Here is a 21,150-nt window from a genome sequence, read left to right as displayed (position 1 = left end):
CGCTTGCCAACAGCAGCGCTTGGTAGCGCTAACATGAGCAAGTATCGAAGCACCTTGCTTAGTAGGTCAAATACTAAAAAACGTTGTTGATATGCGATAAAGCTATTTGTCATTCGACCTGCCGTTAGCGCTAACATCGGCCATTTCGTCAGGACAGCACCCTGTGAGCCAAGCCAAGGACACCCCCCGCAAACGCCGTGGCGCCGGCCGCGTGACCCTTGCCGATGTGGCGCGGGCGGCCGAGGTATCCGCCATCAGCGTGTCGCGTTACTTCAACCAACCCGAGCAGGTTTCGCCGCCCTTGCGGGTGCGCATCGAGGCCGCCGTGCAGGCGCTGGGCTATGTGCCCAACCTGGTGGCCGGCGGGCTGGCCTCGGCGCGCGGTCGCATTGTGGGCATGGTTATCCCGAACATCTCCGGGCCGATCTTCGCCCAGACCATTCAGGCCTTCAGTGACACCTTGAACCGCCACGGTTACCAGTTGCTTCTGGCCTCCAGTTACTTCGACGCAGCGCAGGAAGAAAGCGCCGTGCGCGCCTTTTTGGGCTGGTCGCCGGCGGCGTTGGTGGTGACCAGCCGCTTTCACAGCCCGGCCACGGAAAAGATGCTGGCCGAGGCGGATATTCCGGTGGTGGAAATCTGGGACTACTGCCCCGAGCGGGCGCCGATGCAAGTGGGGTTTCTTCACCATGAGGTCGGCGTGCAGGCCTGCCGGTACCTGTTGGACAAGGGGCACAAGCGGATTGCCTTCGTGCAGAACAGCGTGGCGGGCGACCTGAGTGCGCTGGAGCGGCGTGACGGCTACTGCGCAACGCTGCGTGAAGCTGGGCTTGAGCCCTGGGTGTTCGTGCCCTCGGCCGATTGTGCGCCGTTCGAGGCGGGCAGGCAGGCCATGGAAGCGCTGATCCGCCGCGAGCCACGGCCAGAGGCGATCATTTTTGCCAACGATAATCTGGCCGCGGGTGCACTGCTCGCCGGTCAGCGAGCCGGGTTGCGGCTGCCACGGGACATGGCCATCGTAGGGTTTGGCGATTACGCATTTGCCGAGATGCTGCTGCCGAGTCTTACCACCTTACGCCCACCGGCGCGGGAGATGGGGGAAGTGGCGGCGTTGCGGGTGTTGCAGTCGCTGGGGGTGTTGGCATGCCAGGGTGAAGTTCAGCGGTTGAATGTGTTGGGGTGTGAGATGGTTGAGCGGGAAAGTGCGTGACCTTTGCCGGCCTCATCGCGGATAAATCCGCTCCTACAAGGCGGAGCGCGCCCCTGTAGGAGCGGATTCATCCGCGATGAAGCCCACACAGATCACCGCCGAATGATCACCACCTCCAGATACTCACTGGGCACCACCAACGACGCCGCCCCACCCTGATTGTTCTCGTTCAGCAACGCCGTCAGGTCGGTTTCCAGCGCGTTCGCCGCATCGGCTTGCAGCGCCGCGAACGCTTTGTGCACCGGCCCGTACCAGGTGCGGAACACGTCGATGAAATGCGCCGCCGAGCGGTAGCGGAAGTTGAAGTGCTGACGGGTCACATCCATGGCGCCAATGGTGTTGCCGAACATCGCCCGCAGATGCTCTTCGTCACCCCAGCGCGACGGCGGCAACGCACCGGCAGGCGGTGGCACATGCTTGCCCAGGGTTTTGAACATCTGCCCGATAAACCCCTGTGGGGTCCAGTTGGCCAGGCCAACCCTGCCACCCGAGCGGCACACACGGGCCAGCTCCTGTGCTGCACGGGGCTGGTCAGGGGTGAACATCACGCCGAAGGTCGAAACCACTGCATCGAAGGCGCCATCCTTGAAAGGCAAGGCCTCGGCATCCGCCACCTGGAAGTCGACGTTCAGGTGCTCTGCCCTTGCGCGCTCTTCACCGCGCTTGAGCAGTTCTGGCACATAGTCGGTAGAGGTGACCTTGCAGCCGCGCCGGGCCGCCGCCAGGGTGGCATTGCCATTGCCGGCCGCCACATCCAGCACCTGCTCGTCCCAGCGCAAGTCACAGGCTTCGGCCAGCCGTTCGCCCACCAGTTGCAAGGTGGTGCCGACCACCGCGTAATCGCCACTGGCCCACGCCGCCTGCTGGCGGGCCTTGAGGGCATTGGTATCCAAAGAAGTGTTCATGGTCTGCGCTCTGTTCAAAGCGCGTAGCCAAGGTCCTTCTGGCGGCATGCGCGCCATGGAATGTGGGTGGCTTCAAGCCGGGGCAAACAGCTAACCGCTTGCCGCGCGAAGCGGCAAGCGGTTGTGGCCGGAACTCAAGACAACGTGGTTATAAACACTGGAGGTCGGGTTATATCAGCGGACGAACACCTGCGGCGTGGTGGTGGACATGTCGCCGCCGGGCAGCTTGATGTTCTTCACCTTCTGCAAGGTCTCGGGGTCGAACACCGCCAGGTCATTGAAGGTGCCGCCCAGGTACAGCTTGTCACCCTTCTTGTCGAAGGCCACGCAGTAGTAGGTGTGCTCAAGGTTGGCCGCCTTGACCAGCTTGCGTTGCTTGATGTCGTACCGCGCCAGGCGGTTGAGCACGCCGTATATCTGGTTCGGGTCTTTCGGCGAGCGCAGGCCGGTGAAGTACAGTTCGGTCAGGTCGGCAAATTCCTGGGTGTGGGTCTTGCCGGTCTTGAGGTCGACGCTCAGGTAGCCGTACAGCAGCTCGGCGGTATTCGGGTCCTGCTTGTCGTCCTTGAACTTGGCGATGGTGTACAGCATCGAGAACTCGTGGCGCGGGCTTTGGTGCGGCCAGAAGTACAGCACGTCCGGGGCGCTGTAGCCTTTGCGGTTCCAGTTGCGCAGCGGCAATGCCACGTCGTACTTGCCGGTGTTCACATCCATTTTGTAGATGTCCGGCCCGGCGACGAACAGGCTGCCATCATCGGCCGTGCGCATCAGGTACACCTGGCGCGGCATGGGGAAGGTGCGCACGGGCTTGGCGCCCACGCCATCGGCGGTGCGGAACACTTCAAGGCGCGGCGGCTTGACCACGTAGTGGTCGTTGAGGCGCTGGGTGGGGTTGACCGTGGCGTACACCTCCTTGCCGTCGGGGCTGATGGCAAAGGAGTACATCGACCGGCCAATTTCGCCGGGCACGCTGGACAGGTTGGCGTGGAAGGTGGTGGCGCAGGTGTCCAGGTCGATGCCGTAGATGTCGGCGTAGTGGTTGTTGAGCACATAGGCGGTGCGGTTGTCCGGCGCCATCATCGCCGTGCCGGGGCCGAATGAATCGGGCATTCGGCAGCTCTTGTACAGCGTATCGCTGGCCACATCGACAACGTGCAGGTTATTCGGGTAGTTGGTGGCGATCAGGTATTCATGCCCGGTTTTCAGGGCCGGGCCGGTGCTTTCGGCCTGCGCCGCCCAGGCACAGGCCAGGGTGGTCACGGTCAGCGCAAAGCGCGCGCAGCGTGCAGCATTCATGCGGTTTCCCCTTGTCGTTCTTGTCGGGCCGGTCATTTGTCTTTCGGGAACACGGTGCCGAGGTTGCGCCAGTCTTCCTGGGAATTGGTGGCCTGGGCGTTCCAGTCCTGGTAGGTGCTCATCATGTCCGGCACCTGGGCAGGCCACCAGCACGGGTCGGAGCAGCCGTACAGGTCGGCCTCCATGGGCTGGCACAGCGAGCTCACGCCGCCAAAGGCATCCACCTCCCAACCCGGGTCTGTGGTGGCCGTGCAACCGGCCACCGCGCTCATGGCCATGACTTCTTCGACGCGGTCTTCGGCAGCGGCCTGCTCGACGATGCGCGCCTTGTTGTTCAGGGGCTTCAAGTGCTTCATGTCAGTGTGCCTTGCGCGGGGTGATGTAGCGGTCGATGAACGCCGGGTTGGCGGCCATGATGCGGCTGTAGACCTCGATGCCGAAGTCCACCCAGTCGCGCATCAGCTCGCAATAGTGATACGTGGGGTGCTGCGGGTCGCCATAGCGTGCGTAGCTTTCGTGGTAGCAGCCGCCGGAGCACAGGTTGCGGATGCGGCAGCTTTCGCAGCCGGTATTGCTACGGTCCAGGCGCTGGGACAAAAAGTCGTTGAGCTGCGCCTGTTTCACGCCCTGGTGCACGTTGCCAAAGGTCGGCAGGCTGGAGCCAGTAAAGCGGTGGCACAGGTTGAGTTCGCCCTCGTGGTCCACGGCCAGCATCTTCAGCCCGGCGCCGCACGGCAGGGCCTTCTTGTGGCCTTCGTGGATGTCGGTGATCAGCTGGTGCAGGTTGGAGAAGCCGATGTTGCGGTGTTCCAGCGCCGCCTCCAGGTAACGCCGGCCCAAGGCTTTCATGTTGACGAATACCTGCACCAGTTCATCGCCGGTGAGGTTGAAGTTGGCCATGTCGCCGGACGTGACGGGAGCAAAACCGACCTCGGCAAAGCCCAGCTCGTTGAACAGGTGGTTCCAGATGGTTTCCACGTCGGTGATGCCGCGGGTCAGCGTCACCCGAGCGCCCACCGGACGGCTGTTGTAGCGCGACAGCAGCATGTCGGCCTTGCGCCGCACCACATCGTAAGTGCCCTGCCCGCCCACCGTGATGCGGTTGCGGTCGTGCACGGTCTTGGGCCCGTCGATACTCACCGACAACCCGAAGCGATGGGCATTGAGCCAGTCGACGATTTCTTCGGTGAGCAGCGTGGCGTTGGTGGTCATGATGAACTCCACCTGCTTGCCGGCCTCGGCAAAGCGCCGCTCGCAATAGGCCACCATGTGCTCGATCAGTGGCCGGTTGGACAGCGGCTCGCCACCAAAGAACACCACGCTGTAGCGTTGTTCGTCGGGGGATTCCTTGAGCAGCATTTCTACCGAGGCTTCGGCGGTGGCGGTGCTCATCTTCTTGCCGGCGGAGGGTTTGTCGAGGTCTTCTTTGTAGCAGTACGTGCAGCTCAGGTTGCAGCCGGTGTTGACGTTGAGCACCACGGTATTCAGGGCGGTGCGTTCGACCTGCTTGAGGGCGATTTCCGGGGTCAGCGGCGAGCCGTCGCTGACCACCTCCAGCGCGATCAGCTCGCGCAAGGTTTCCTGGATGTCCTGCCCGGCAAACTGCTGGCCAAGGCGCTGCATCAGCTCCTCGGCAGAGCAGCCTTGCTGGCGCAGGGTGTCGATGATGCCCCCGGTCACCGCGTCGGCGGCAAACAGCGAGCTGCTGGGGATATGGAACAGCATGCGGTCGGCATCCACCTGCACTTCATGCAGGTTGCGTTCGACCAGGTTCAACAGTGCGCCCATGGCGACCTCCCGAGAATCGATCCGTTGTTTGACCCAGCCCTACGGCAAGGGCGGGTTGTTCCAGCGTTGTACGGTGACGATCATGTGGCCTTCGCCGGTCTGGCCGCCGTCCGCCAGCGTGGCAACGACTTTCAGGTTGCCGGCGTTGTTGGTCATCATCTTGCGCGTCGGGTTGGGGCCTGCTCCGCCGGGCACGAACACGCCGTCGGCCTGCATTTGCCCGGCAAACTTGACGTCTTCGTCTTCGATGGCCCGCTCGTTGAACGGCTCGACCTTCCAGGTGGCCGGCAGGTAGCCGATGCGCAGCGGCTGGCCACTGGCGTCCTTGCCCCAGGCTTCGGCCTCGAAGCGGCCCTGCACTTTCGGCACCGAGGCGCCGTTTTCACCGATGCGGGCGATGGAGAACGCTGGTACCACTTTGACTTCGTCGACCTTGTCGTACACCGCCAGGCTCACGCCCTTGAGCGAACCCACTGCCACGTCGCGCTGGCCCGGCTGGGCATCTGCCGCAGCGCGTGCCTTGACCCGCACCAGGGTCGGGGTTTGCTCCAGCACGCTGACCACCTCGACACCCGCCCCAAGGTCCGGCTTGCCATCGAGATCGCTGCCAACCAGGGTAATCTCGCTTTCGGCACCGGCCTTGATGAATGCCGGCTGCACTGCCAGCAGGCGCGCCTTGCCGGCCTTCACGGCGGTGAAGTCCAGCCCGCGCTCATCGTGCTCGGCCTCGAACATGCGCCCTTTCATTTCGCCGTCCAGAGCGGCAAACACCTGGCGCAGGTTGGCATCGCCCACCTTGACGTTGCCGCGCCACTCATAGCCGTTGTAGAGGATCGCCGAGCCACTGCCGTTGAACGGCGAGCCATCGGCATAGGCGCCCTTGACCTCGACCTTGAAGGTATCGCCCTGCTCCGGGGTCACGGTCATCACGCCACGTACATCGCCTTTGGCCAGCATGTGCCCGCTGAACGACCACTGCCCCGGCAGCGCCTCGGCGGTTGGCTTGGCTTTTTGCCATTCGGCCCATTCGGCGCTGTCGAGCGGGAAGCGCCGGGCCAGTTCCGGCACCACTTGCTTGAGGGCGATGTCCAGCCAGTCGCGGTCGCGCGCCTGCGCCTGGTATTCCAGGGATGGCCATTGGCCGAGGTGGAAGTTGACCAGGTGCGCCCATTCCTGCGCCGGGCGCCGCTGCAGGGCGACACGGGCGCCGGAGTGGCAGCGGCCGCAGGTTTCGCCCAGCATCGTGTCGAAATGCTCGACCGTGTTCAGCCGGCGCTCCATGGCGTAGCGCACACCATCGGTTTCGCTGGGGGCCAGGCCTTGTTTGTCGGCCAGGTACTTGACCAGTGCACGGCGGTCGTCATCGCTGATCTGCAGCCCGTGCATCACCTGCATGCGGGCAATGCTCATCAACCAGCCCTCGGGGGTTTTGCGCTGGTGGCTGATGCGGCTGTAGGTGTCGTTGCCCTCGGGGATATGGCACCCCATGCACTTGTTCTGCAACAGGGTCGGGCCCGGCTCGGCCGCCATGGCCTGGGTGGCCAGCAGTGCGGCGGCAATCAAGGCCAGTTTGCCCGCTTGGCGCCGGAGTCGCGTCGTCTTCAAGGTCAGACCTCCACGGTGTTGTTCTTATCGTTTTTTTTGCACGCTTGGGTACAGCTGGGGTGCAGGTGATGGTTGCGATACAGAAAGTGTGCCAGGTGAGGTAAAAATGTTTTAAATCAGGGTATTGCTGGTGTTTTGAACGTGTTGCAGGCGTTGGGGCAGCATGGGGGAGCGTTTCATTGCGCGACTCGGTGTTTCAGCTTGAGACACTGGGCCTGCTGTGCAGGCCTTTCGCGACACAAGGCCGCTCCCACAGGGCATCGCAGTTCCTTGTGGGAGCGGCCTTGTGTCGCGATAGGGCCGCAGCGCGGCCCCGCCTCAGCCTGTATCACCACCGTCTCACATCGTCTCAATGTGCAACAGGGCAACCCCGCAATCACACCTTTGCACAATGACAAAGCCAAACCAGATCAACCACTTGCACCCGAACAGAGCCCTTGGCACGGCCATTGCCCCTGCCCTTGCCACATCCAATGACAAGAGGCTCAGCCCCATGCTCTCCGACCTGCCCATCCTGCCCGCCACCCGCGCCTTCCTGGAGCGCAAGCTGAAAATGCGCATCGGCGCCGACTGGCAGGACGCCGTCAGCGGCCAGACCCTGGCGTTTCGCAACCCCGCCACCGGTGAAATCCTGGGTGAAGTGCCCGCCGCCGAGCAGGCGGACGTCGACCGCGCCGTGCAGGCCGCCCGCCAGGCCTTTGATGATTCGCCGTGGAGCCGCCTGCGCCCGCGCGAGCGGCAGAACCTGCTGTGGCGCCTTGCCGACCTGATGGAGCGCGACGCGCAACAACTGGCGGAGCTTGAGTGCCTGAACAACGGCAAGAGCGCTGCCGTGGCCAAGGTGATGGACGTGCAGCTGGCCATCGACTTTTTGCGCTACATGGCCGGCTGGGCCACCAAAGTCGAGGGTAGCACCGTCGATGTGTCCATGCCGTTGATGCCCAACGACCAGTTCCACGGCTTTGTGCGCCGTGAAGCCGTGGGTGTGGTGGGCGCCATCGTGGCCTGGAACTTCCCCCTGCTGCTGGCCTGCTGGAAGCTCGGCCCGGCGCTGGCCACCGGCTGCACCGTGGTGCTCAAGCCCGCCGACGAAACCCCGCTGACCGCACTGAAACTGGCAGAGCTGGTGGATGAAGCGGGCTACCCGGCGGGCGTGTTCAATGTGATCACCGGCACTGGCATGACTGCCGGCGCCGCCCTCAGCCGCCACCCCGGCGTGGACAAGCTGACCTTCACCGGCTCCACCGAAGTGGGCAAGCTCATCGGCAAGGCGGCGATGGACAACATGACCCGCGTCACTCTGGAGCTGGGCGGCAAGTCGCCGACCATCGTGATGCCCGATGCCAACCTGCAAGAAGCCGCCGCCGGCGCTGCCAGCGCGATCTTCTTCAACCAGGGCCAGGTGTGCTGCGCAGGCTCCCGGCTGTATGTGCACCGCAAGCACTTCGACAACGTGGTGGCCGACATTGCCGGCATTGCCAACGGCATGAAGCTGGGCAGCGGCCTGGACCCTGCCGTGCAGATGGGGCCGCTGATTTCGGCCAAGCAGCAGGACCGGGTTACCGGCTACATCAACCTGGGCCGTGAGCTGGGGGCAACCCTCGCCTGCGGCGGTGAAGGGTTTGGGCCGGGTTACTTCGTGAAACCGACGGTGCTGGTCGACGTCGACCAGCGCCATCGCCTGGTGCAGGAGGAAATATTCGGCCCGGTGCTGGTGGCGATGCCGTTCGATGAGATTGACGAGGTGGTCGGCATGGCTAACGACAACCCGTACGGGCTGGGCGCAAGCATCTGGTCCAATGACCTGGCGGCCGTGCACCGGATGATCCCGCGGATCAAGTCGGGGTCGGTGTGGGTCAACTGCCACAGTGCGCTGGACCCGGCGTTGCCGTTTGGCGGGTACAAGATGTCGGGGGTCGGGCGGGAAATGGGGGCGGCGGCGATCGAGCATTACACCGAGCTGAAGTCGGTGTTGATCAAAATATAAGCAGCTGTACTTGATCTGTAGGAGCGGCTTCAGCCGCGATCACCGGCACCGCCGGTGCCAGGCACCGCGTTGCCTGCATCGCGGCTGAAGCCGCTCCTACACGTCCATTCGTCGTCCTTACGCATCGAGGGTGTCGAATCTCCCCCACCCCACTCGACCAGGACTGAATCCCCCTTGCGGAGCCAGTCCCATGAGCACCCACCACCCAGTCGTCTCCCGCAACCAATGGCTGGCCGCCCGCCAGCAACTCTGGCTGCACGAAAAAGCCCTCACCCACCAACGCGACGAAGTGGCCGCCGCCCGCCTCGCCCTGCCCTGGGTGAAGGTAGACAAGCACTACCGTTTTCAAGGCCCGGACGGCGAACTGGCGCTGGCCGACCTGTTCGCCGGCCGTAGCCAGTTGCTGGCCTACCACTTCATGTTCGCCGAAGGCTGGAGCGAAGGTTGCCCGGGCTGCTCGTTCCTGGCCGACCACTTCGACGGCGCCAACCTGCACCTGGCCAACCATGACGTCTCGCTGGTGGCCGTGTCGCGCGCACCCTACGCCGAATTCCAGGCATTTCGCCAACGCATGGGCTGGCGCTTCCCGTGGTATTCGTCCCACGCCAGCGGCTTCAATGAAGACTTCGGGGTCAGCGTCGGCACCGAGGGTGAACGCCAGTACAACTACGCCCCCTACACCGGCGACGAAGCCGAGTTACCAGGGCTGAGCGCCTTCTACCGCGATCAGGACGGGCAAATCTTCCATACGTACTCAACGTACGCGCGCGGCCTCGACATCCTGGTCAACACCTACAACTTCCTCGACATCGCCCCGCTGGGGCGCAACGAAGACGGCACCATGGACTGGGTGCGGCACCACGACCGTTATGACACGGCACCTGGCAAACCGCACTGTTGCCACGACTGATGCAGCGCAGCCAGCAGGCCATGGGAAACCGGCCATACTAGAGCCGGTCTCCCATGCGCCACAGGCCTGCCATGCCCAAACGCCCGCCCCTGCCCGACCTGCGCACCCTGGTACTCGGCATCGTCCTGCTGGCCTGCCTTGCAACGCTGGGCAACAGCTTTTACGTGGCCTACCGGGTGCAACACAACGCGCTGGTGGAATTCACCTTGCAAGCCAACCAGGCCTACGCCAGCAAGGTGGCGCTGAGCATCAGCGAATTCCTGCGCTCAAGCCGCAGCCACCTGGCCTACAGCGCCGGGTTGCTGGCCGCTGGCCTGCAAGACCGTGCCTTGCTGCAAGCCGAAGCCAGGCGCCTGCAAGAGCAGGACAAAGACTTCAATTCCATCGTCATCGCCGATGCCCAGGGCCAGGTACTGGTCGCTTACCCGGATATCCGCCAGCTCACCAGCCACCACGAACACTCGCCCGAGCTGCGCCAGGCCGTGCAAGCCCGCAGCACCTGGATCAGCCCGGCCTATACCTCGCGCGGCGGCGAACTGGTGGTGCTGGTAGCAGAACCCATCCATGCCCCGGACGGCCGCTACCTGGGCATCGTGGCCGGCTCGGTGTTTCTGAAAAAGGAAAGCCAGCTGCACTCCGTGATCGGCCAGCACTACCAGCAGGATGGCACCTATGCCTTTGTGGCCGATGCCAACCGGCGCCTGCTGTTTCACCCGGACCACGCGCTGATCGGCCAGCAGATAGAGGGTAGCCCGACCCTTGCCGCTGCCTTGCAGGGCAGCACCGGTAGCCTGGATGCCCCCAACTACGTTGGCACCCCCATGCTCGCCGGCTTCGCTCCGGTGCCGGAGGCGCACTGGGCCGTGGTGGCACAACAACCCCGCGCGCTGGCACTTACGCCTTTGCGTGAGCTGATGCGCAAAATGGTGTTGTACATTTTGCCTGCCAGCGTGGTCGGTTTTGGCCTGATGCTGTGGATGACCTACCGCCTGACCCGGCCGCTGCGCCAGCTGGCCCATGGTGCCAGCCACCTGTCCGCCACTGAAACGGGGGAAGCCCTGCGCCACGTGGATGCCTGGTACGCCGAAGCCGCCGCCATCCGCAGCGCCCTGTTGACGGCCGAGCAACTGCTGCAGGACAAATTCGGCAAACTGCGCCACGAAGCCCACAGCGATGCCCTGACCGGCCTGCCCAACCGGCGGGCGTTGCAATTGGCACTGGATACCTTGATGCAAGGCGATGAAGGGTTTGCCGTACTGGCGCTGGACATCGACCATTTCAAACGGGTCAACGATACCTATGGCCATGATGCGGGCGACGAGGTGTTGCAACACCTGGCCGGGCTGATGCGGCAGAACTCACGCCACCACGACCTGCCCTGCCGCGTGGGGGGTGAAGAGTTCACCATGCTGCTGCCGGGCACCGAACTGGCCGATGCCCGGCGCATTGCCGAACGTATCCGCGCCGCCGTGGAGCAGGCCGACACGCCGCACGTGGGCACGCTGACCCTGTCGATCGGCGTGGCCTGCCGCCAGCCTGGCACCGAGCAGGCCGAAACCGTGCTCAAACAGGCTGACGAACTGCTCTACAAGGCCAAGCAGAACGGCCGCAACCGCGTGGAAGTGCCGGGCCTCAGCCCCGCACCCCCAGCATCCCGCGCTCGACGATGAAGTCGATCACCGCCTGCAGGCCCTCGCCCTTTTTCAGGTTGCTGAAGGTCCACGGGCGCTGTGGGCGCATGCGCTGGGTGTCGCGCTCCATCACCTCCAGCGAGGCACCCACGTAGGGCGCCAGGTCGGTCTTGTTGATCACCAGGAAGTCGGACTTGGTGATGCCGGGGCCACCTTTGCGCGGGATTTTTTCGCCTTCGGCCACGTCGATCACGTAGATGGTCAGGTCGGCCAGTTCCGGGCTGAAGGTGGCGCTGAGGTTGTCGCCGCCGCTTTCCACAAAAATGACCTCAAGGTTGCCGAACTTGCGCGCCAGCGCTTCCACGGCCGCCAGGTTCATCGAGGCGTCTTCGCGGATGGCGGTGTGCGGGCACCCGCCGGTTTCCACGCCAACGATGCGGTCGGGCTCCAGGGCGCCGGCCTCGGTGAGGATGCGCTGGTCTTCCTTGGTGTAGATGTCGTTGGTGACCACGGCGATGTGGTAGTGGTCACGCATGGCCTTGCACAGGCATTCGAGCAGCGCGGTCTTGCCGGAGCCGACCGGGCCGCCGACACCGACGCGCAGGGGTTGCTGATAGCTTTGCATGTGGGCAGTCCTCAAGAACGGAACAAACGGGTGTATTGGGTTTCGTGACGCGATGAAGCAATGGCCAGCAATGGCAGGCCGCCGCCCAGTTGGTCGTCGTCCAGCGCCAGCGCCTGGTCGAGCACCTCGGGCAGCACTGCGCCCAGGTCACGCAACAGCGTCTGGGCGGCCTGCTGGCCAAAGGGCACCAGCTTGACACCGGCCATCACCGCGCCTTCCAGCCAGGCAAAGCCATGGCCCAGGGCGAGCTGGCGCAACGGGATCGCCCAGTGCGCGGCCAGCCAGGCCATGCCGCCCAGTTGGGTGAGTTCAAGGCTGGCGCGCCAGGCCGGATCCTGGCCCAGTTGCCAGCCGTCGAGCAGGCGCGCAAAGGCCGAGCCGCGCTGCTGCTCTTCAAGGCGCAACTCGGCGGTTTCGCGGTTGGCCAGCAAAAAGCGGCTCCAGTACCCGAAAGCCTCGGCGTCATCGGCCAGGCAGGCCTGATACAGGCGCGCCATGACCGGCCAGTCCAGGTAAACCAGGGTGTCGTGCATCTGCTCGCGCTGCCAGGCGCTGAAGCCGGCGGTGTCACGCACCCAGCCCGCCTCCACCGCCCATTCCAGGCCCTGCGAGTAGGTGAACCCACCCACCGGCAGGCCAGGGCTGGCCAGTTGCAGCAGGCGCAGCAGTGCCAGGTCGCTGTTCATCAGCCGGCCAGCACCACGGCGGCGCCAGCCAACAGGCCGCCACCAAAGGCTTTTTGCAGGCCGCTGTGGCGACGCAGCAGGCAACCCGCCGCAAAACCGGCCACCAGCAGCAGGCCGCTGACGGTGACGAAGCCTGCGCTGAAGAGCCAGAAGGCGCTTGGCGTGGCTTCCACACCGTGGGCCCAGCCGTGGAACAGGGCGAACACCGGCATGGCCAGGGCCAGGGCGGTTTGACGGGCCGGCAGCAACACGGCGGCAGCGGCTACCAGTACCGACACGGCAATCATCGTTTCCATGCCCAGCACGTCCCCGAACAGGTGGCCGCACACCGCGCCACCGAACATGGCTGCCAGGGTGGCCAGCGGCAGGGTCAGGTTACGGCGGGTGAGCGCCGCCAGCACGCCGGTGCCCAGCAGCATCAGCAGGTGGTCCAGGCCGGTCAGCGGGTGCAGCAGGCCATCGTGCAGCGGGTTGGCATCATGGCCGGGGTGGGCGAAGGCTGGCAACGCGACCATCAGCAAGGCAAGAGCAAGGGCTTTTTTCATTGTGGGCTCCGGGGTCAGTGGGCTGGCAGGCGCACGAAGGGGTGGTCGTTGCCGTGGCTGTGGCTGTGGCTGTGCGGTGCGCTTTGATAAGCACCCGCCTCAGGCTCGAAGGGGGCCTGTTCGGCCTCCACCGTCAGGCCCAGGCCGCGCAGCATGTCGTCCAGTACATAGTCGTGCTGGTAACGCAGCAGGCCCGGTTCGATCTGCAGCGGCACGTGGCGGTTGCCCAGGTGATAGGCCGCGCGGGCCAGCAGGTGCGGGTCGTCGCAACGCACCGTGGACACGCTTTCAGGGGCGGCCAGTACACGCACCACGTGGCTGCCGGAGGCATCGGCCAGCAGTTCGCCGCCACGCAGCAGGTGGCCGCGTTCAAGCATCAGGCCGGCGTCGCGGCCATCGTCGAGGGTCACGCGCAGGCGGCTTTTGATGCGGCTGTCGACGTCCAGGGTGACAGTACCGGTCACGGTGTCGGATGCATCGATCCGGCGGGTCAGGACAATCATCTTCACTCCTTTAAAACAGGAAATAACGCTGGGCCAGCGGCAGTTCGCGGGCCGGTTCGCACACCAGCAGCTCACCGTCGGCGCGCACCTGGTAGGTTTGCGAGTCGACTTCGATCACCGGTTGCAGGGTGTTGTGCAGCATGTCGGCCTTGCGCACCGTGCGGCAGCCGTGGGCCAGGCCAATCAGGCTTTGCAGGCGCAATTCCTCGGGCAGGCCCCGGTCGATGGCCGCCTGCGGCAGGAAAGTCATGCGCGTGGCATGGCGGGCCGCGCCCATGGCGCCGAACATCGGCCGGTAGTGCACCGGCTGCGGCGTCGGGATGGAGCCGTTGATGTCGCCCATGGGCGCGGTGGCGATCATGCCGCCCTTGATCACCAGGGCCGGTTTGACGGCAAAGAAGGCCGGTGCCCACAGCACCAGGTCGGCCAGTTTGCCCACTTCCACCGAGCCGACCTCATGGGCGATGCCGTGGGTCAACGCCGGGTTCATGGTGTACTTGGCGATGTAGCGCTTGACCCGGAAGTTGTCGCTGTAGTCGGTGTCGGGGGCCAGCGGGCCACGGCGCAGCTTCATCTGGTGCGCCACCTGCCAGGTGCGCAGCACCACTTCGCCGACACGGCCCATGGCCTGGGAGTCGGACGAGGTCATGGCGAAGGCGCCCATGTCGTGCAGGATGTCTTCGGCGGCGATGGTTTCGCGGCGGATGCGCGACTCGGCAAAGGCCACGTCTTCGGCGATGCTTGGGTCCAGGTGGTGGCAGACCATGAGCATGTCCAGGTGCTCGTCGACGGTGTTGACCGTGTACGGCAAGGTCGGGTTGGTCGACGATGGCAACACGTTGGCCTGCCCGGCGGCGCGGATGATGTCGGGCGCGTGGCCACCGCCGGCACCTTCGGTGTGGAAGGTGTGGATGGTGCGGTCGCCGATGGCAGCCAACGTGTCTTCAATGCAGCCGGACTCGTTCAGGGTGTCGGTATGGATCGCCACCTGAATGTCCATTTCTTCGGCCACGCCCAGGCAGCAGTCGATGGCCGCCGGGGTAGAACCCCAGTCTTCGTGCAGCTTCAGGCCCACCGCGCCAGCGGCAATCTGCTCGCGCAGCGCTTCAGGCTGCGAGGCATTACCCTTGCCCAGCAGGCCAATGTTGATCGGCAGGCAATCGGCGGCCTGGAGCATGCGCGCCAGGTACCACGGCCCCGGGGTGCAGGTGGTGGCGTTGGTGCCGGTGGCCGGCCCGGTGCCGCCGCCGATGAAGGTGGTGACACCGCTGGTCAGCGCCTCTTCCACCTGCTGCGGGCAGATGAAGTGGATGTGCGAGTCGATGCCGCCGGCAGTGACGATTTTGCCTTCGGCGGCGATCACCTCGGTGCCCGGCCCCACCGGCACGTTCACGCCCGGCTGCACGTCGGGGTTGCCGGCCTTGCCGATGGCGGCAATGCGCCCGTGCTTGACGCCGATGTCGGCCTTGACGATACCCCAGTGGTCGATGATCAGGGCGTTGGTGAGCACCAGGTCCATGGCCTCGGCGGCCAGCATCTGGCCCTGGCCCATGCCGTCACGGATCACCTTGCCACCGCCGAACTTCACCTCCTCGCCATAGATGGTGTAGTCCTTTTCCACCTCCACCCACAGCGCGGTGTCGGCCAGGCGTACGCGGTCGCCCACGGTGGGGCCGAACATGTCGGCGTAAGCCCTGCGGGAAATACGGCTCATGCCCTGCCCTCCAGCGGACCCATTACTTTGCCCTGGAAGCCATAAACCTCACGCTTGCCGGCGTAGGCCACCAGGTGCACGGTGCGCGACTGCCCCGGTTCGAAGCGCACGGCGGTGCCCGCCGGGATGTCGAGGCGAAAGCCACGGGTGGGTTCACGGTCGAACACCAGCGCGTCGTTGACTTCATAAAAGTGGTAATGCGAGCCGACCTGCACCGGCCGGTCGCCATGGTTGGCCACGCTGACGCTGACCGTGTCACGGCCAACGTTGAGTTCGATGTCGCCGTCGGCAACCTGAATTTCACCTGGGATCATGCTGGGCTCCTGGCCAGGTCAGACGATGGGGTCATGCACGGTCACAAGCTTCGTTCCGTCGGGGAACGTGGCTTCGACCTGCACGTCGTGGAGCATCTCGGGGACGCCGTCCATGACCTGCTCACGGCCAATCACTTCACGGCCAAGGCTCATCAGCTCGGCCACCGTGCGGCCATCGCGGGCACCCTCCATCACCGCGGCGCTGATCAGCGCCACTGCTTCCGGGTAATTGAGTTTCAGGCCACGGGCCAGTCGCCGTTCAGCCAGCAAGGCGGCGGTGAACAGCAGCAGTTTGTCTTTCTCTCTTGGGGTCAGCTCCATGGCGCTCTCTCAAGTGGCCCAGATACGCGGCGGGCACGCCGGCAGGCCAAGAACGGCCGGCCGCAGCACGTGCCACAGGCGCTGCAGGGTGTGTTGCAGGTGTTGGTTGTCGTGGTCCAGCAGGCGGATCACCAGCAGCGAGCCGAGCAAGGTCGCGCCGGCCGGGGTGTCGAGTTCATCCAGCAGCAGCCGCACCTGTTCCAGCACGGCCTGGTTGGCCGGTGCGGCACAGAAAGTGGCGCACAACGGGTGCCCGCCGACCTTGTCCAATTGCCCGCCGGCAATGCGCAGGCGTTCGTGCAGGCCGGGGTCATCGGGCATTTCGATGCGCAGGCGGCTGTCCAGCGCGCCCTGGTCGAAGCGCTCGTTCATGACCGGGCGGCCCAGGCACAGGGTTTCCCAGGCCAGCAGGCGTGCACCCGGCTCCAGCGTGAACCGGCTGTCGAGGCTGGCGCGGGCGCCCGAGAAAAAGATGCTGTCCTGGGGCAGCCATTCCAGTGTGCTGCCAGCCTGCAAATGAAAACGCTGGGCCAGGTAAGCGGTAGGCCCAATGCTGCGGTAAAACTTGCTGGCACCGGGCATGGTCAGCAGTGCGTGGCTGCCCGGCTCCAGGTGAATGTCCAGCTCCAGCCGGTCCCCGGCAACAATGCCGCCCGGTGGGTGCAGCACGTAAACGTGGCACGGCGCGCCTTCCGGATAGAACGGGCGCTGCACCAAAAGAGGACCAAAATGATGGCGCGCACCAAGACGGGTCACGCCATTGCGCTCGACGAAGCGCAAACGCAGGTGGGCGCACCATCCTTCGTGCAATTCAGATTGTTCCACCTGCAAGGCAAGAGACATCCTACAGACCCCGGTTTTGCTGGCCTTTTGGCCGTTGTGAGGTTCAGGGCGCCACGCACGGGCGTGAACGGCCTGACTACTCGATCAGTTTCGATGGCTGGGATATAGCAGGGAGCGGGCCAACTACGCAGGTGAAGGCGAATGAAATTTCCAGGGGGAGGCTCTGGGATGGGGCATACACAAACGCAGATGCTCGAAGAGGAGGCGCCACTTGGCCCCGTTTCGGTGCTGCGTTACAGTCAGTCCCCACCCCCGGCCAAGGAACCGCCATGCACCTCGCCCCCGCCATCCCCGTGTTGCGCATCTTCTCGGTAGATAAAGCCCGAGAGTTCTACATTGACTTCCTGGGCTTCCAGATTGACTGGGAACACCGCTTCAGCCCGGAGCTGCCTTTGTACGTGCAGGTGCATCGGGGCGACTTGATCCTGCATTTGAGCGAGCACCATGGCGATGCCTGCCCGGGCTCCACGGTATTCGCCCGGGTGGAAGACCTGCGTGCGCTGGAGCGTGAGTTGCAGGACAAGCGCTATGGCTATTGCCGCCCTGAAGCCGAACCCGTGGACTGGGGGCTGCAGATGCAGATTCGTGACCCGTTCGGCAACCTGCTGCGCTTTTGCCAGCAGATCGACGATTAGCCACCTGTGATCAAGGGTTTGGCACCCGGCCTGCGCCGGGTGTCATCCCTCCTTGTGTGCTGCCTCAACGGGCGCTTTGGCCTGCACGGCCAGGGTCAGCATGAACACCATGGCGAACACCACCACGATGGTCGGCGCCGGTGCGCTGTCGAGGAAGAAGGAGCCGTATACGCCAAGGAACGAGCAGCCAATGGCAACCACCAGCGCCACCCACAGCATGTGGCTGAACTGCCGCGTCCACAGCGCCGCAATCGCCCCCGGCGCAATCAGCAGGGCGATGGCCAGGATCAACCCCGAGGCCTTCAGTGCGCCCACCACCGCCAGCGAAATCAGGCACAGCAGGCCGTAATGCAGCCAACCGGTGCGCAACCCCACCGCGTGCGCCTGCACGGCATCGAAGGTGTGCAGCATCAAGTCCCGCCACTTGGCGCCAACCACCACGCAGGTCAGCAAGGCAATGCCGCCGCACAGCCACAAGTCTTCAGTGCTGATGCCGAGGATGTCGCCGAACAGGATGTGGTCCAGGTGCACGTCGGACTCGATCTTCAGGTACAGCACCAGGCCCAGGCCGAACATGCCGGAGTAGACGATGCCCATCACCGTGTCCTGCTTGATGCGGCTGTTCTGCTTGAGAAAACCGGTGGAAACGGCGCAGAACATGCCCGCCACGAAGGCACCAATGGCATAGGGGATGTTCACGATATAGGCGATCACCACACCCGGAAACACCGCATGGGCAATGGCATCGCCCAGCAGCGCCCAGCCCTTGAGCACCAGAAAGCACGACAGCAACGCCATCGGGATGGCAATCAGCACCGCGATGAGCAGCGCACTGACCATGAAGTCGAACTGAAACGGTTGCAGCAACACGTCGAGGCTGCTCATGCCTGCACCTCCAGCGCCTGTGCCCGGCGACGCCTGGCGGCAAACAGGCCGTGCTTGCGGGCAAACACGAACACCAGCAGGAAAATCAGCGTTTGCAGCACCACGATCACGCCCCCGGTGGCGCCATCGAGGTAGTAGCTCAGGTAGGTGCCGACCAGGCTGGTGATGCTGCCGATACTCACCGCAATCACCAACAGCCGCGGGAAACGGTCACTCAGCAGGTAGGCCGTTGCCCCAGGGGTGATGACCATGCAGATCACCAGAAACGCCCCGACCGTCTGCAGCGCTGCCACCGTGGAGGCCGACAGCAACATGAAGAACAGCAGCTTGAGCCGGGTTGGGCGGATGCCCACCGCGCGCGCCTGGTTCTCGTCGAAGAAGGTCAGCATCAGGTCGCGCCACTTGGCCAGCAGCACCGCCAGCGACACCAGCCCGATGATTGCCAGTTGCAGGGTGTCCCCCGGGGTAATGGCCAGGATGTTGCCGAGCACGATGGTCTGAATGTTCACCGCCGTGGGTGACAGCGACACCATGAACAGCCCCAGGCCAAAGAACGAGGTGAAGATCATGCCGATCACCACGTCCTCTTTCAGCCGGGTGCGCCGCTGCAGGAACAGCAACGCCGCCGAAGCCAGGCCACCGGCAAAAAACGCCCCCAGGGAAAACGGCAGGCCCAGCATGTAGGCCCCTGCTACCCCCGGCACAATGGAATGCGACAAGGCATCGCCGATCAGCGACCAGCCCTTGAGCATCAGGTAACAGGACAGGAAGGCGCACACGCCGCCCACCAGCATCGACACCCACATGGCGTTACGCATGTAGCCGTAGGCGAGCGGCTCAAGCAGCAGGTCGATCATGCGTCGTCCCCATCTTCCCGCTCACGGCGCGCGGGCAGGCCATCGCGCAGGATCAGCGGGCGCTCGTCATCGCTGAACACCGTCACGGGCGGCTGCGACTGGGCATCGCCCCCCATCAGGGCAAAGTGGCGCAGCACACCACCAAATGCCCGCTCAAGGTTGGCGCGGGTGTACACCTCATCGGTCGGGCCGCTGGCCAGCACGGTGCGCTTGATCAGCACCACGCGGTCGCAGAACTCGGGCACCGAGCCCAGGTTGTGCGTGGACACCAGCATCACCCGGCCTTCGGCACGCAACTCGCGCAACAGCTGGATGATCTGGTCTTCGGTTTTCACGTCCACCCCGGTAAAGGGCTCGTCGAGCAGGATGACCCGGCTGTCCTGGGCCAAAGCGCGGGCCAGGAACACGCGTTTGCGCTGCCCGCCAGACAACTCACCGATCTGCCGCTTGCGCAGCTCGCCCATGCCAACGCGCTGCAGCGCCGCGTCCACGGCGGCATGGTCGGCACGGCGGGCGATGCGCAAGGGGCCCATGTGACCGTAACGGCCCATCATCACCACGTCCTCGACCAGCACCGGGAAGTCCCAGTCCACTTCCTCGGCCTGGGGCACGTAGGCGGTGGACTTCTGGCGCAGGGCTTTGTCGGCAGGCATGCCCAGCACGCTGATCTGCCCCGCCGCCAACCGCACCAGGCCCATGATGGCCTTGAACAAGGTCGACTTGCCCGAACCGTTGATGCCCACCAGCGCGGTGATGCTGCCGGCGGGCAGCACGAAACTGGCATCCTGCAAGGCTGTATGGCCGTTGCGGTAGGTGACCGTGGCGCCCTGCACGACAATGCCGGTTGCCAGGGCCTGGGCGTGTTCGTTGGCGGGCGCGTTGAACTGGTTCATTGGCCGGGTGCCTCGCTCAGCCCTTGGCTGATGGTCTCGGTGGTGACGCGCAGCAGGTCCAGGTAGGTGGGCACCGGGCCGTCGGCGGCACTCAGCGAATCCACATAGAGTACGCCACCATAGTGTGCCCCCGTTTCACGGGCCACCTGGCGGGCAGGCTTGTCGGAAACGGTGCTTTCACTGAACACCACCGGGATGGCATTGGCCTTGACCGCGTCGATGACCTTGCGCACCTGGTTGGGTGTGCCCTGCTGGTCGGCATTGATCGGCCACAGGTACAGTTCTTTGAGTTCGAAATCACGCGCCAGGTAGGAAAACGCCCCTTCGCTGCTGACCAGCCAGCGCCGGGCCGGCGGGATTTGCCCGATACGTTCGCGAATGGGCGCGACCGTGGCTTCGATCTGCGCCTTGTAGACTTCGGCGTTACGGATGTAGACCGCCGCGTTGGCCGGGTCATGTTGCACCAGTGCGTCGCGGATGTTGTCCACGTAGATTTGTGCGTTGCGTGGCGACATCCACGCATGCGGGTTGGGCTTGCCGCTGTACGGCCCGGCACTGATGCCCATGGGCTCGATGCCCTCCGACACCACCACGCCCGGTACATGCTGCAGGCGCTGGAAGAACTTCTCGAACCACAACTCCAGGTTCAGGCCGTTCCACAACACCAACTGGGCGCCCTGGGCGCGGCGCAGGTCGCCGGGGGTGGGGGAATAATTGTGGATCTCGGCACCGGGCTTGGTGATCGATTCCACCTCGGCGGCATCACCCGCCACGTTCCGGGCCATGTCGGCAATGATGGTGAAGGTGGTCACCACCTTGAATTTTTCCGCGGCAGCGGCAGGCAGCGCCAGCAGCAACGCAGCAACGAAAGCGCCGGCAAGGCGCCAGGAATGTAGAGAGAGCTTGCCTGTTTCGAACATCCGTCACTTCCACGTCTTGTCAGAGGAAACGGCTAGGTTCACGGAATACTGCCCGCTCTGTCTGCACAACGGCGCTT

General features: G+C 64.6%; 22 protein-coding genes. 5 read left to right on the top strand and 17 right to left on the bottom strand.

The annotated features are described in order from the left end of the window. The first annotated feature begins 163 nt into the window (after positions 1-163). Entirely contained in the window at positions 164-1,210 is a 1,047-nt protein-coding gene (locus PVV54_RS10710) for a LacI family DNA-binding transcriptional regulator (RefSeq protein ID WP_274909897.1), read from the top strand. 92 nt (positions 1,211-1,302) lie between these two features. Here PVV54_RS10710 and PVV54_RS10705 read toward each other — a convergent pair whose 3' ends face one another. The 5 genes from PVV54_RS10705 to peaA all read right to left on the bottom strand — a co-directional run bounded on the left by PVV54_RS10705 (position 1,303) and on the right by peaA (position 6,804). After that, entirely contained in the window at positions 1,303-2,115 is an 813-nt protein-coding gene (locus PVV54_RS10705; protein ID WP_274909896.1) for a class I SAM-dependent methyltransferase, read from the bottom strand. Positions 2,116-2,289: 174 nt separating this feature from the next. Continuing rightward, positions 2,290-3,411, bottom strand: a complete 1,122-nt coding sequence (gene peaD / locus PVV54_RS10700; protein ID WP_274909895.1) for a quinohemoprotein amine dehydrogenase subunit beta — start codon at positions 3,409-3,411, stop codon at positions 2,290-2,292. Between the two features lie 32 nt (positions 3,412-3,443). After that, positions 3,444-3,767 (bottom strand): quinohemoprotein amine dehydrogenase subunit gamma, encoded by a 324-nt coding sequence (qhpC, locus tag PVV54_RS10695; RefSeq protein ID WP_274909894.1) that lies wholly within the window; start codon positions 3,765-3,767, stop codon positions 3,444-3,446. Between the two features lies 1 nt (position 3,768). Beyond that, entirely contained in the window at positions 3,769-5,199 is a 1,431-nt protein-coding gene (gene peaB / locus PVV54_RS10690; protein WP_274909893.1) for a quinohemoprotein amine dehydrogenase maturation protein, read from the bottom strand. A gap of 39 nt (positions 5,200-5,238) precedes the next feature. Next, positions 5,239-6,804: a quinohemoprotein amine dehydrogenase subunit alpha gene (gene peaA / locus PVV54_RS10685; protein ID WP_274909892.1), complete on the bottom strand. Its 1,566-nt coding sequence runs from the start codon at positions 6,802-6,804 to the stop codon at positions 5,239-5,241. A 493-nt stretch (positions 6,805-7,297) separates the two neighbouring features. Here peaA and PVV54_RS10680 point away from each other — a divergent pair, with 493 nt between their 5' ends. The 3 genes from PVV54_RS10680 (at position 7,298) to PVV54_RS10670 (ending at position 11,371) form a co-directional block, all read left to right on the top strand. After that, the gene (locus PVV54_RS10680) at positions 7,298-8,791 is read left to right on the top strand and encodes an aldehyde dehydrogenase family protein (protein ID WP_274909891.1); all 1,494 of its coding nucleotides are present in this window, start codon (positions 7,298-7,300) and stop codon (positions 8,789-8,791) included. Between the two features lie 190 nt (positions 8,792-8,981). Next, a complete protein-coding gene (locus tag PVV54_RS10675; protein ID WP_274909890.1) occupies positions 8,982-9,701 on the top strand; it encodes a DUF899 domain-containing protein in 720 nt (239 codons plus the stop codon). Positions 9,702-9,772: 71 nt separating this feature from the next. After that, the gene (locus PVV54_RS10670; protein WP_274909889.1) at positions 9,773-11,371 is read left to right on the top strand and encodes a GGDEF domain-containing protein; all 1,599 of its coding nucleotides are present in this window, start codon (positions 9,773-9,775) and stop codon (positions 11,369-11,371) included. Here PVV54_RS10670 and ureG read toward each other — a convergent pair. The 8 genes from ureG to PVV54_RS10630 are packed head-to-tail and all read right to left on the bottom strand — an operon-like array spanning position 11,334 to position 16,883. Beyond that, on the bottom strand, positions 11,334-11,957 hold the full coding sequence (gene ureG, locus PVV54_RS10665) for an urease accessory protein UreG (RefSeq protein ID WP_274909888.1): 624 nt from the start codon (positions 11,955-11,957) through the stop codon (positions 11,334-11,336). The genes PVV54_RS10670 and ureG overlap by 38 nt on opposite strands. A gap of 11 nt (positions 11,958-11,968) precedes the next feature. Then, positions 11,969-12,643 (bottom strand): urease accessory protein UreF, encoded by a 675-nt coding sequence (locus PVV54_RS10660; RefSeq protein WP_274909887.1) that lies wholly within the window; start codon positions 12,641-12,643, stop codon positions 11,969-11,971. Further along, positions 12,643-13,188 carry a HupE/UreJ family protein gene (locus PVV54_RS10655; protein ID WP_274909886.1) on the bottom strand — a complete coding sequence of 182 codons (546 nt, stop codon included), beginning with the start codon at positions 13,186-13,188 and terminating at the stop codon, positions 12,643-12,645. Before PVV54_RS10655 ends, PVV54_RS10660 begins: the two co-directional genes overlap by 1 nt. A 14-nt stretch (positions 13,189-13,202) precedes the next feature. Next, positions 13,203-13,691: an urease accessory protein UreE gene (gene ureE / locus PVV54_RS10650; RefSeq protein WP_274909885.1), complete on the bottom strand. Its 489-nt coding sequence runs from the start codon at positions 13,689-13,691 to the stop codon at positions 13,203-13,205. 10 nt (positions 13,692-13,701) lie between these two features. Further along, a complete protein-coding gene (gene ureC / locus PVV54_RS10645; RefSeq protein WP_274909884.1) occupies positions 13,702-15,405 on the bottom strand; it encodes an urease subunit alpha in 1,704 nt (567 codons plus the stop codon). Further along, positions 15,402-15,719, bottom strand: coding sequence for an urease subunit beta (locus tag PVV54_RS10640; protein WP_274909883.1), 318 nt, complete (start codon positions 15,717-15,719; stop codon positions 15,402-15,404). The genes ureC and PVV54_RS10640 overlap by 4 nt, the downstream gene beginning before the upstream one ends. 18 nt (positions 15,720-15,737) lie before the next feature. Continuing rightward, positions 15,738-16,040, bottom strand: a complete 303-nt coding sequence (locus PVV54_RS10635) for an urease subunit gamma (protein WP_274909882.1) — start codon at positions 16,038-16,040, stop codon at positions 15,738-15,740. A 9-nt stretch (positions 16,041-16,049) separates the two neighbouring features. Then, entirely contained in the window at positions 16,050-16,883 is an 834-nt protein-coding gene (locus PVV54_RS10630) for an urease accessory protein UreD (RefSeq protein ID WP_274909881.1), read from the bottom strand. A 269-nt stretch (positions 16,884-17,152) separates the two neighbouring features. On the opposite strand from PVV54_RS10630, the gene PVV54_RS10625 reads away from it, so the two are divergent. Next, complete coding sequence (locus PVV54_RS10625) at positions 17,153-17,518, top strand: glyoxalase superfamily protein (RefSeq protein ID WP_274909880.1); 366 nt, start codon at positions 17,153-17,155, stop codon at positions 17,516-17,518. 42 nt (positions 17,519-17,560) lie between these two features. Here PVV54_RS10625 and PVV54_RS10620 read toward each other — a convergent pair whose 3' ends face one another. Genes PVV54_RS10620 through PVV54_RS10605 form a run of 4 tightly spaced genes read right to left on the bottom strand, consistent with a single transcriptional unit; the run spans position 17,561 to position 21,073 of the window. Beyond that, positions 17,561-18,403, bottom strand: coding sequence for a metal ABC transporter permease (locus tag PVV54_RS10620; protein WP_274909879.1), 843 nt, complete (start codon positions 18,401-18,403; stop codon positions 17,561-17,563). Continuing rightward, positions 18,400-19,260, bottom strand: a complete 861-nt coding sequence (locus PVV54_RS10615) for a metal ABC transporter permease (protein ID WP_274909878.1) — start codon at positions 19,258-19,260, stop codon at positions 18,400-18,402. Before PVV54_RS10615 ends, PVV54_RS10620 begins: the two co-directional genes overlap by 4 nt. Further along, on the bottom strand, positions 19,257-20,153 hold the full coding sequence (locus tag PVV54_RS10610) for a manganese/iron ABC transporter ATP-binding protein (RefSeq protein WP_274909877.1): 897 nt from the start codon (positions 20,151-20,153) through the stop codon (positions 19,257-19,259). The genes PVV54_RS10615 and PVV54_RS10610 overlap by 4 nt, the downstream gene beginning before the upstream one ends. Continuing rightward, positions 20,150-21,073, bottom strand: coding sequence for a metal ABC transporter substrate-binding protein (locus PVV54_RS10605; RefSeq protein ID WP_274909876.1), 924 nt, complete (start codon positions 21,071-21,073; stop codon positions 20,150-20,152). Before PVV54_RS10605 ends, PVV54_RS10610 begins: the two co-directional genes overlap by 4 nt. Positions 21,074-21,150: the final 77 nt, after the last annotated feature.

Origin of the sequence: Pseudomonas sp. PSKL.D1 (genome assembly GCF_028898945.1) — a bacterium.
GTDB lineage: Bacteria > Pseudomonadota > Gammaproteobacteria > Pseudomonadales > Pseudomonadaceae > Aquipseudomonas.
The sequence above is the reverse complement of the archived record's forward strand: the minus strand, read 5'-3'. Positions and strand labels throughout refer to the sequence as shown.

What these genes read in the sequence shown, in the direction of transcription:
- PVV54_RS10660 (WP_274909887.1), bottom strand. Translation starts at nt 12,643, where the DNA reads ATGAACAGCGACCTGGCACTGCTGCGCCTGCTGCAACTGGCCAGCCCT.
- PVV54_RS10655 (WP_274909886.1), bottom strand. Translation starts at nt 13,188, where the DNA reads ATGAAAAAAGCCCTTGCTCTTGCCTTGCTGATGGTCGCGTTGCCAGCC.
- PVV54_RS10630 (WP_274909881.1), bottom strand. Translation starts at nt 16,883, where the DNA reads ATGTCTCTTGCCTTGCAGGTGGAACAATCTGAATTGCACGAAGGATGG.
- PVV54_RS10705 (WP_274909896.1), bottom strand. Translation starts at nt 2,115, where the DNA reads ATGAACACTTCTTTGGATACCAATGCCCTCAAGGCCCGCCAGCAGGCG.
- peaD (WP_274909895.1), bottom strand. Translation starts at nt 3,411, where the DNA reads ATGAATGCTGCACGCTGCGCGCGCTTTGCGCTGACCGTGACCACCCTG.
- PVV54_RS10675 (WP_274909890.1), top strand. Translation starts at nt 8,982, where the DNA reads ATGAGCACCCACCACCCAGTCGTCTCCCGCAACCAATGGCTGGCCGCC.
- qhpC (WP_274909894.1), bottom strand. Translation starts at nt 3,767, where the DNA reads ATGAAGCACTTGAAGCCCCTGAACAACAAGGCGCGCATCGTCGAGCAG.
- PVV54_RS10670 (WP_274909889.1), top strand. Translation starts at nt 9,773, where the DNA reads ATGCCCAAACGCCCGCCCCTGCCCGACCTGCGCACCCTGGTACTCGGC.
- PVV54_RS10615 (WP_274909878.1), bottom strand. Translation starts at nt 19,260, where the DNA reads ATGATCGACCTGCTGCTTGAGCCGCTCGCCTACGGCTACATGCGTAAC.
- PVV54_RS10625 (WP_274909880.1), top strand. Translation starts at nt 17,153, where the DNA reads ATGCACCTCGCCCCCGCCATCCCCGTGTTGCGCATCTTCTCGGTAGAT.
- PVV54_RS10610 (WP_274909877.1), bottom strand. Translation starts at nt 20,153, where the DNA reads ATGAACCAGTTCAACGCGCCCGCCAACGAACACGCCCAGGCCCTGGCA.
- PVV54_RS10620 (WP_274909879.1), bottom strand. Translation starts at nt 18,403, where the DNA reads ATGAGCAGCCTCGACGTGTTGCTGCAACCGTTTCAGTTCGACTTCATG.
- PVV54_RS10635 (WP_274909882.1), bottom strand. Translation starts at nt 16,040, where the DNA reads ATGGAGCTGACCCCAAGAGAGAAAGACAAACTGCTGCTGTTCACCGCC.
- peaB (WP_274909893.1), bottom strand. Translation starts at nt 5,199, where the DNA reads ATGGGCGCACTGTTGAACCTGGTCGAACGCAACCTGCATGAAGTGCAG.
- PVV54_RS10640 (WP_274909883.1), bottom strand. Translation starts at nt 15,719, where the DNA reads ATGATCCCAGGTGAAATTCAGGTTGCCGACGGCGACATCGAACTCAAC.
- ureG (WP_274909888.1), bottom strand. Translation starts at nt 11,957, where the DNA reads ATGCAAAGCTATCAGCAACCCCTGCGCGTCGGTGTCGGCGGCCCGGTC.
- ureE (WP_274909885.1), bottom strand. Translation starts at nt 13,691, where the DNA reads ATGATTGTCCTGACCCGCCGGATCGATGCATCCGACACCGTGACCGGT.
- PVV54_RS10605 (WP_274909876.1), bottom strand. Translation starts at nt 21,073, where the DNA reads ATGTTCGAAACAGGCAAGCTCTCTCTACATTCCTGGCGCCTTGCCGGC.
- ureC (WP_274909884.1), bottom strand. Translation starts at nt 15,405, where the DNA reads ATGAGCCGTATTTCCCGCAGGGCTTACGCCGACATGTTCGGCCCCACC.
- PVV54_RS10680 (WP_274909891.1), top strand. Translation starts at nt 7,298, where the DNA reads ATGCTCTCCGACCTGCCCATCCTGCCCGCCACCCGCGCCTTCCTGGAG.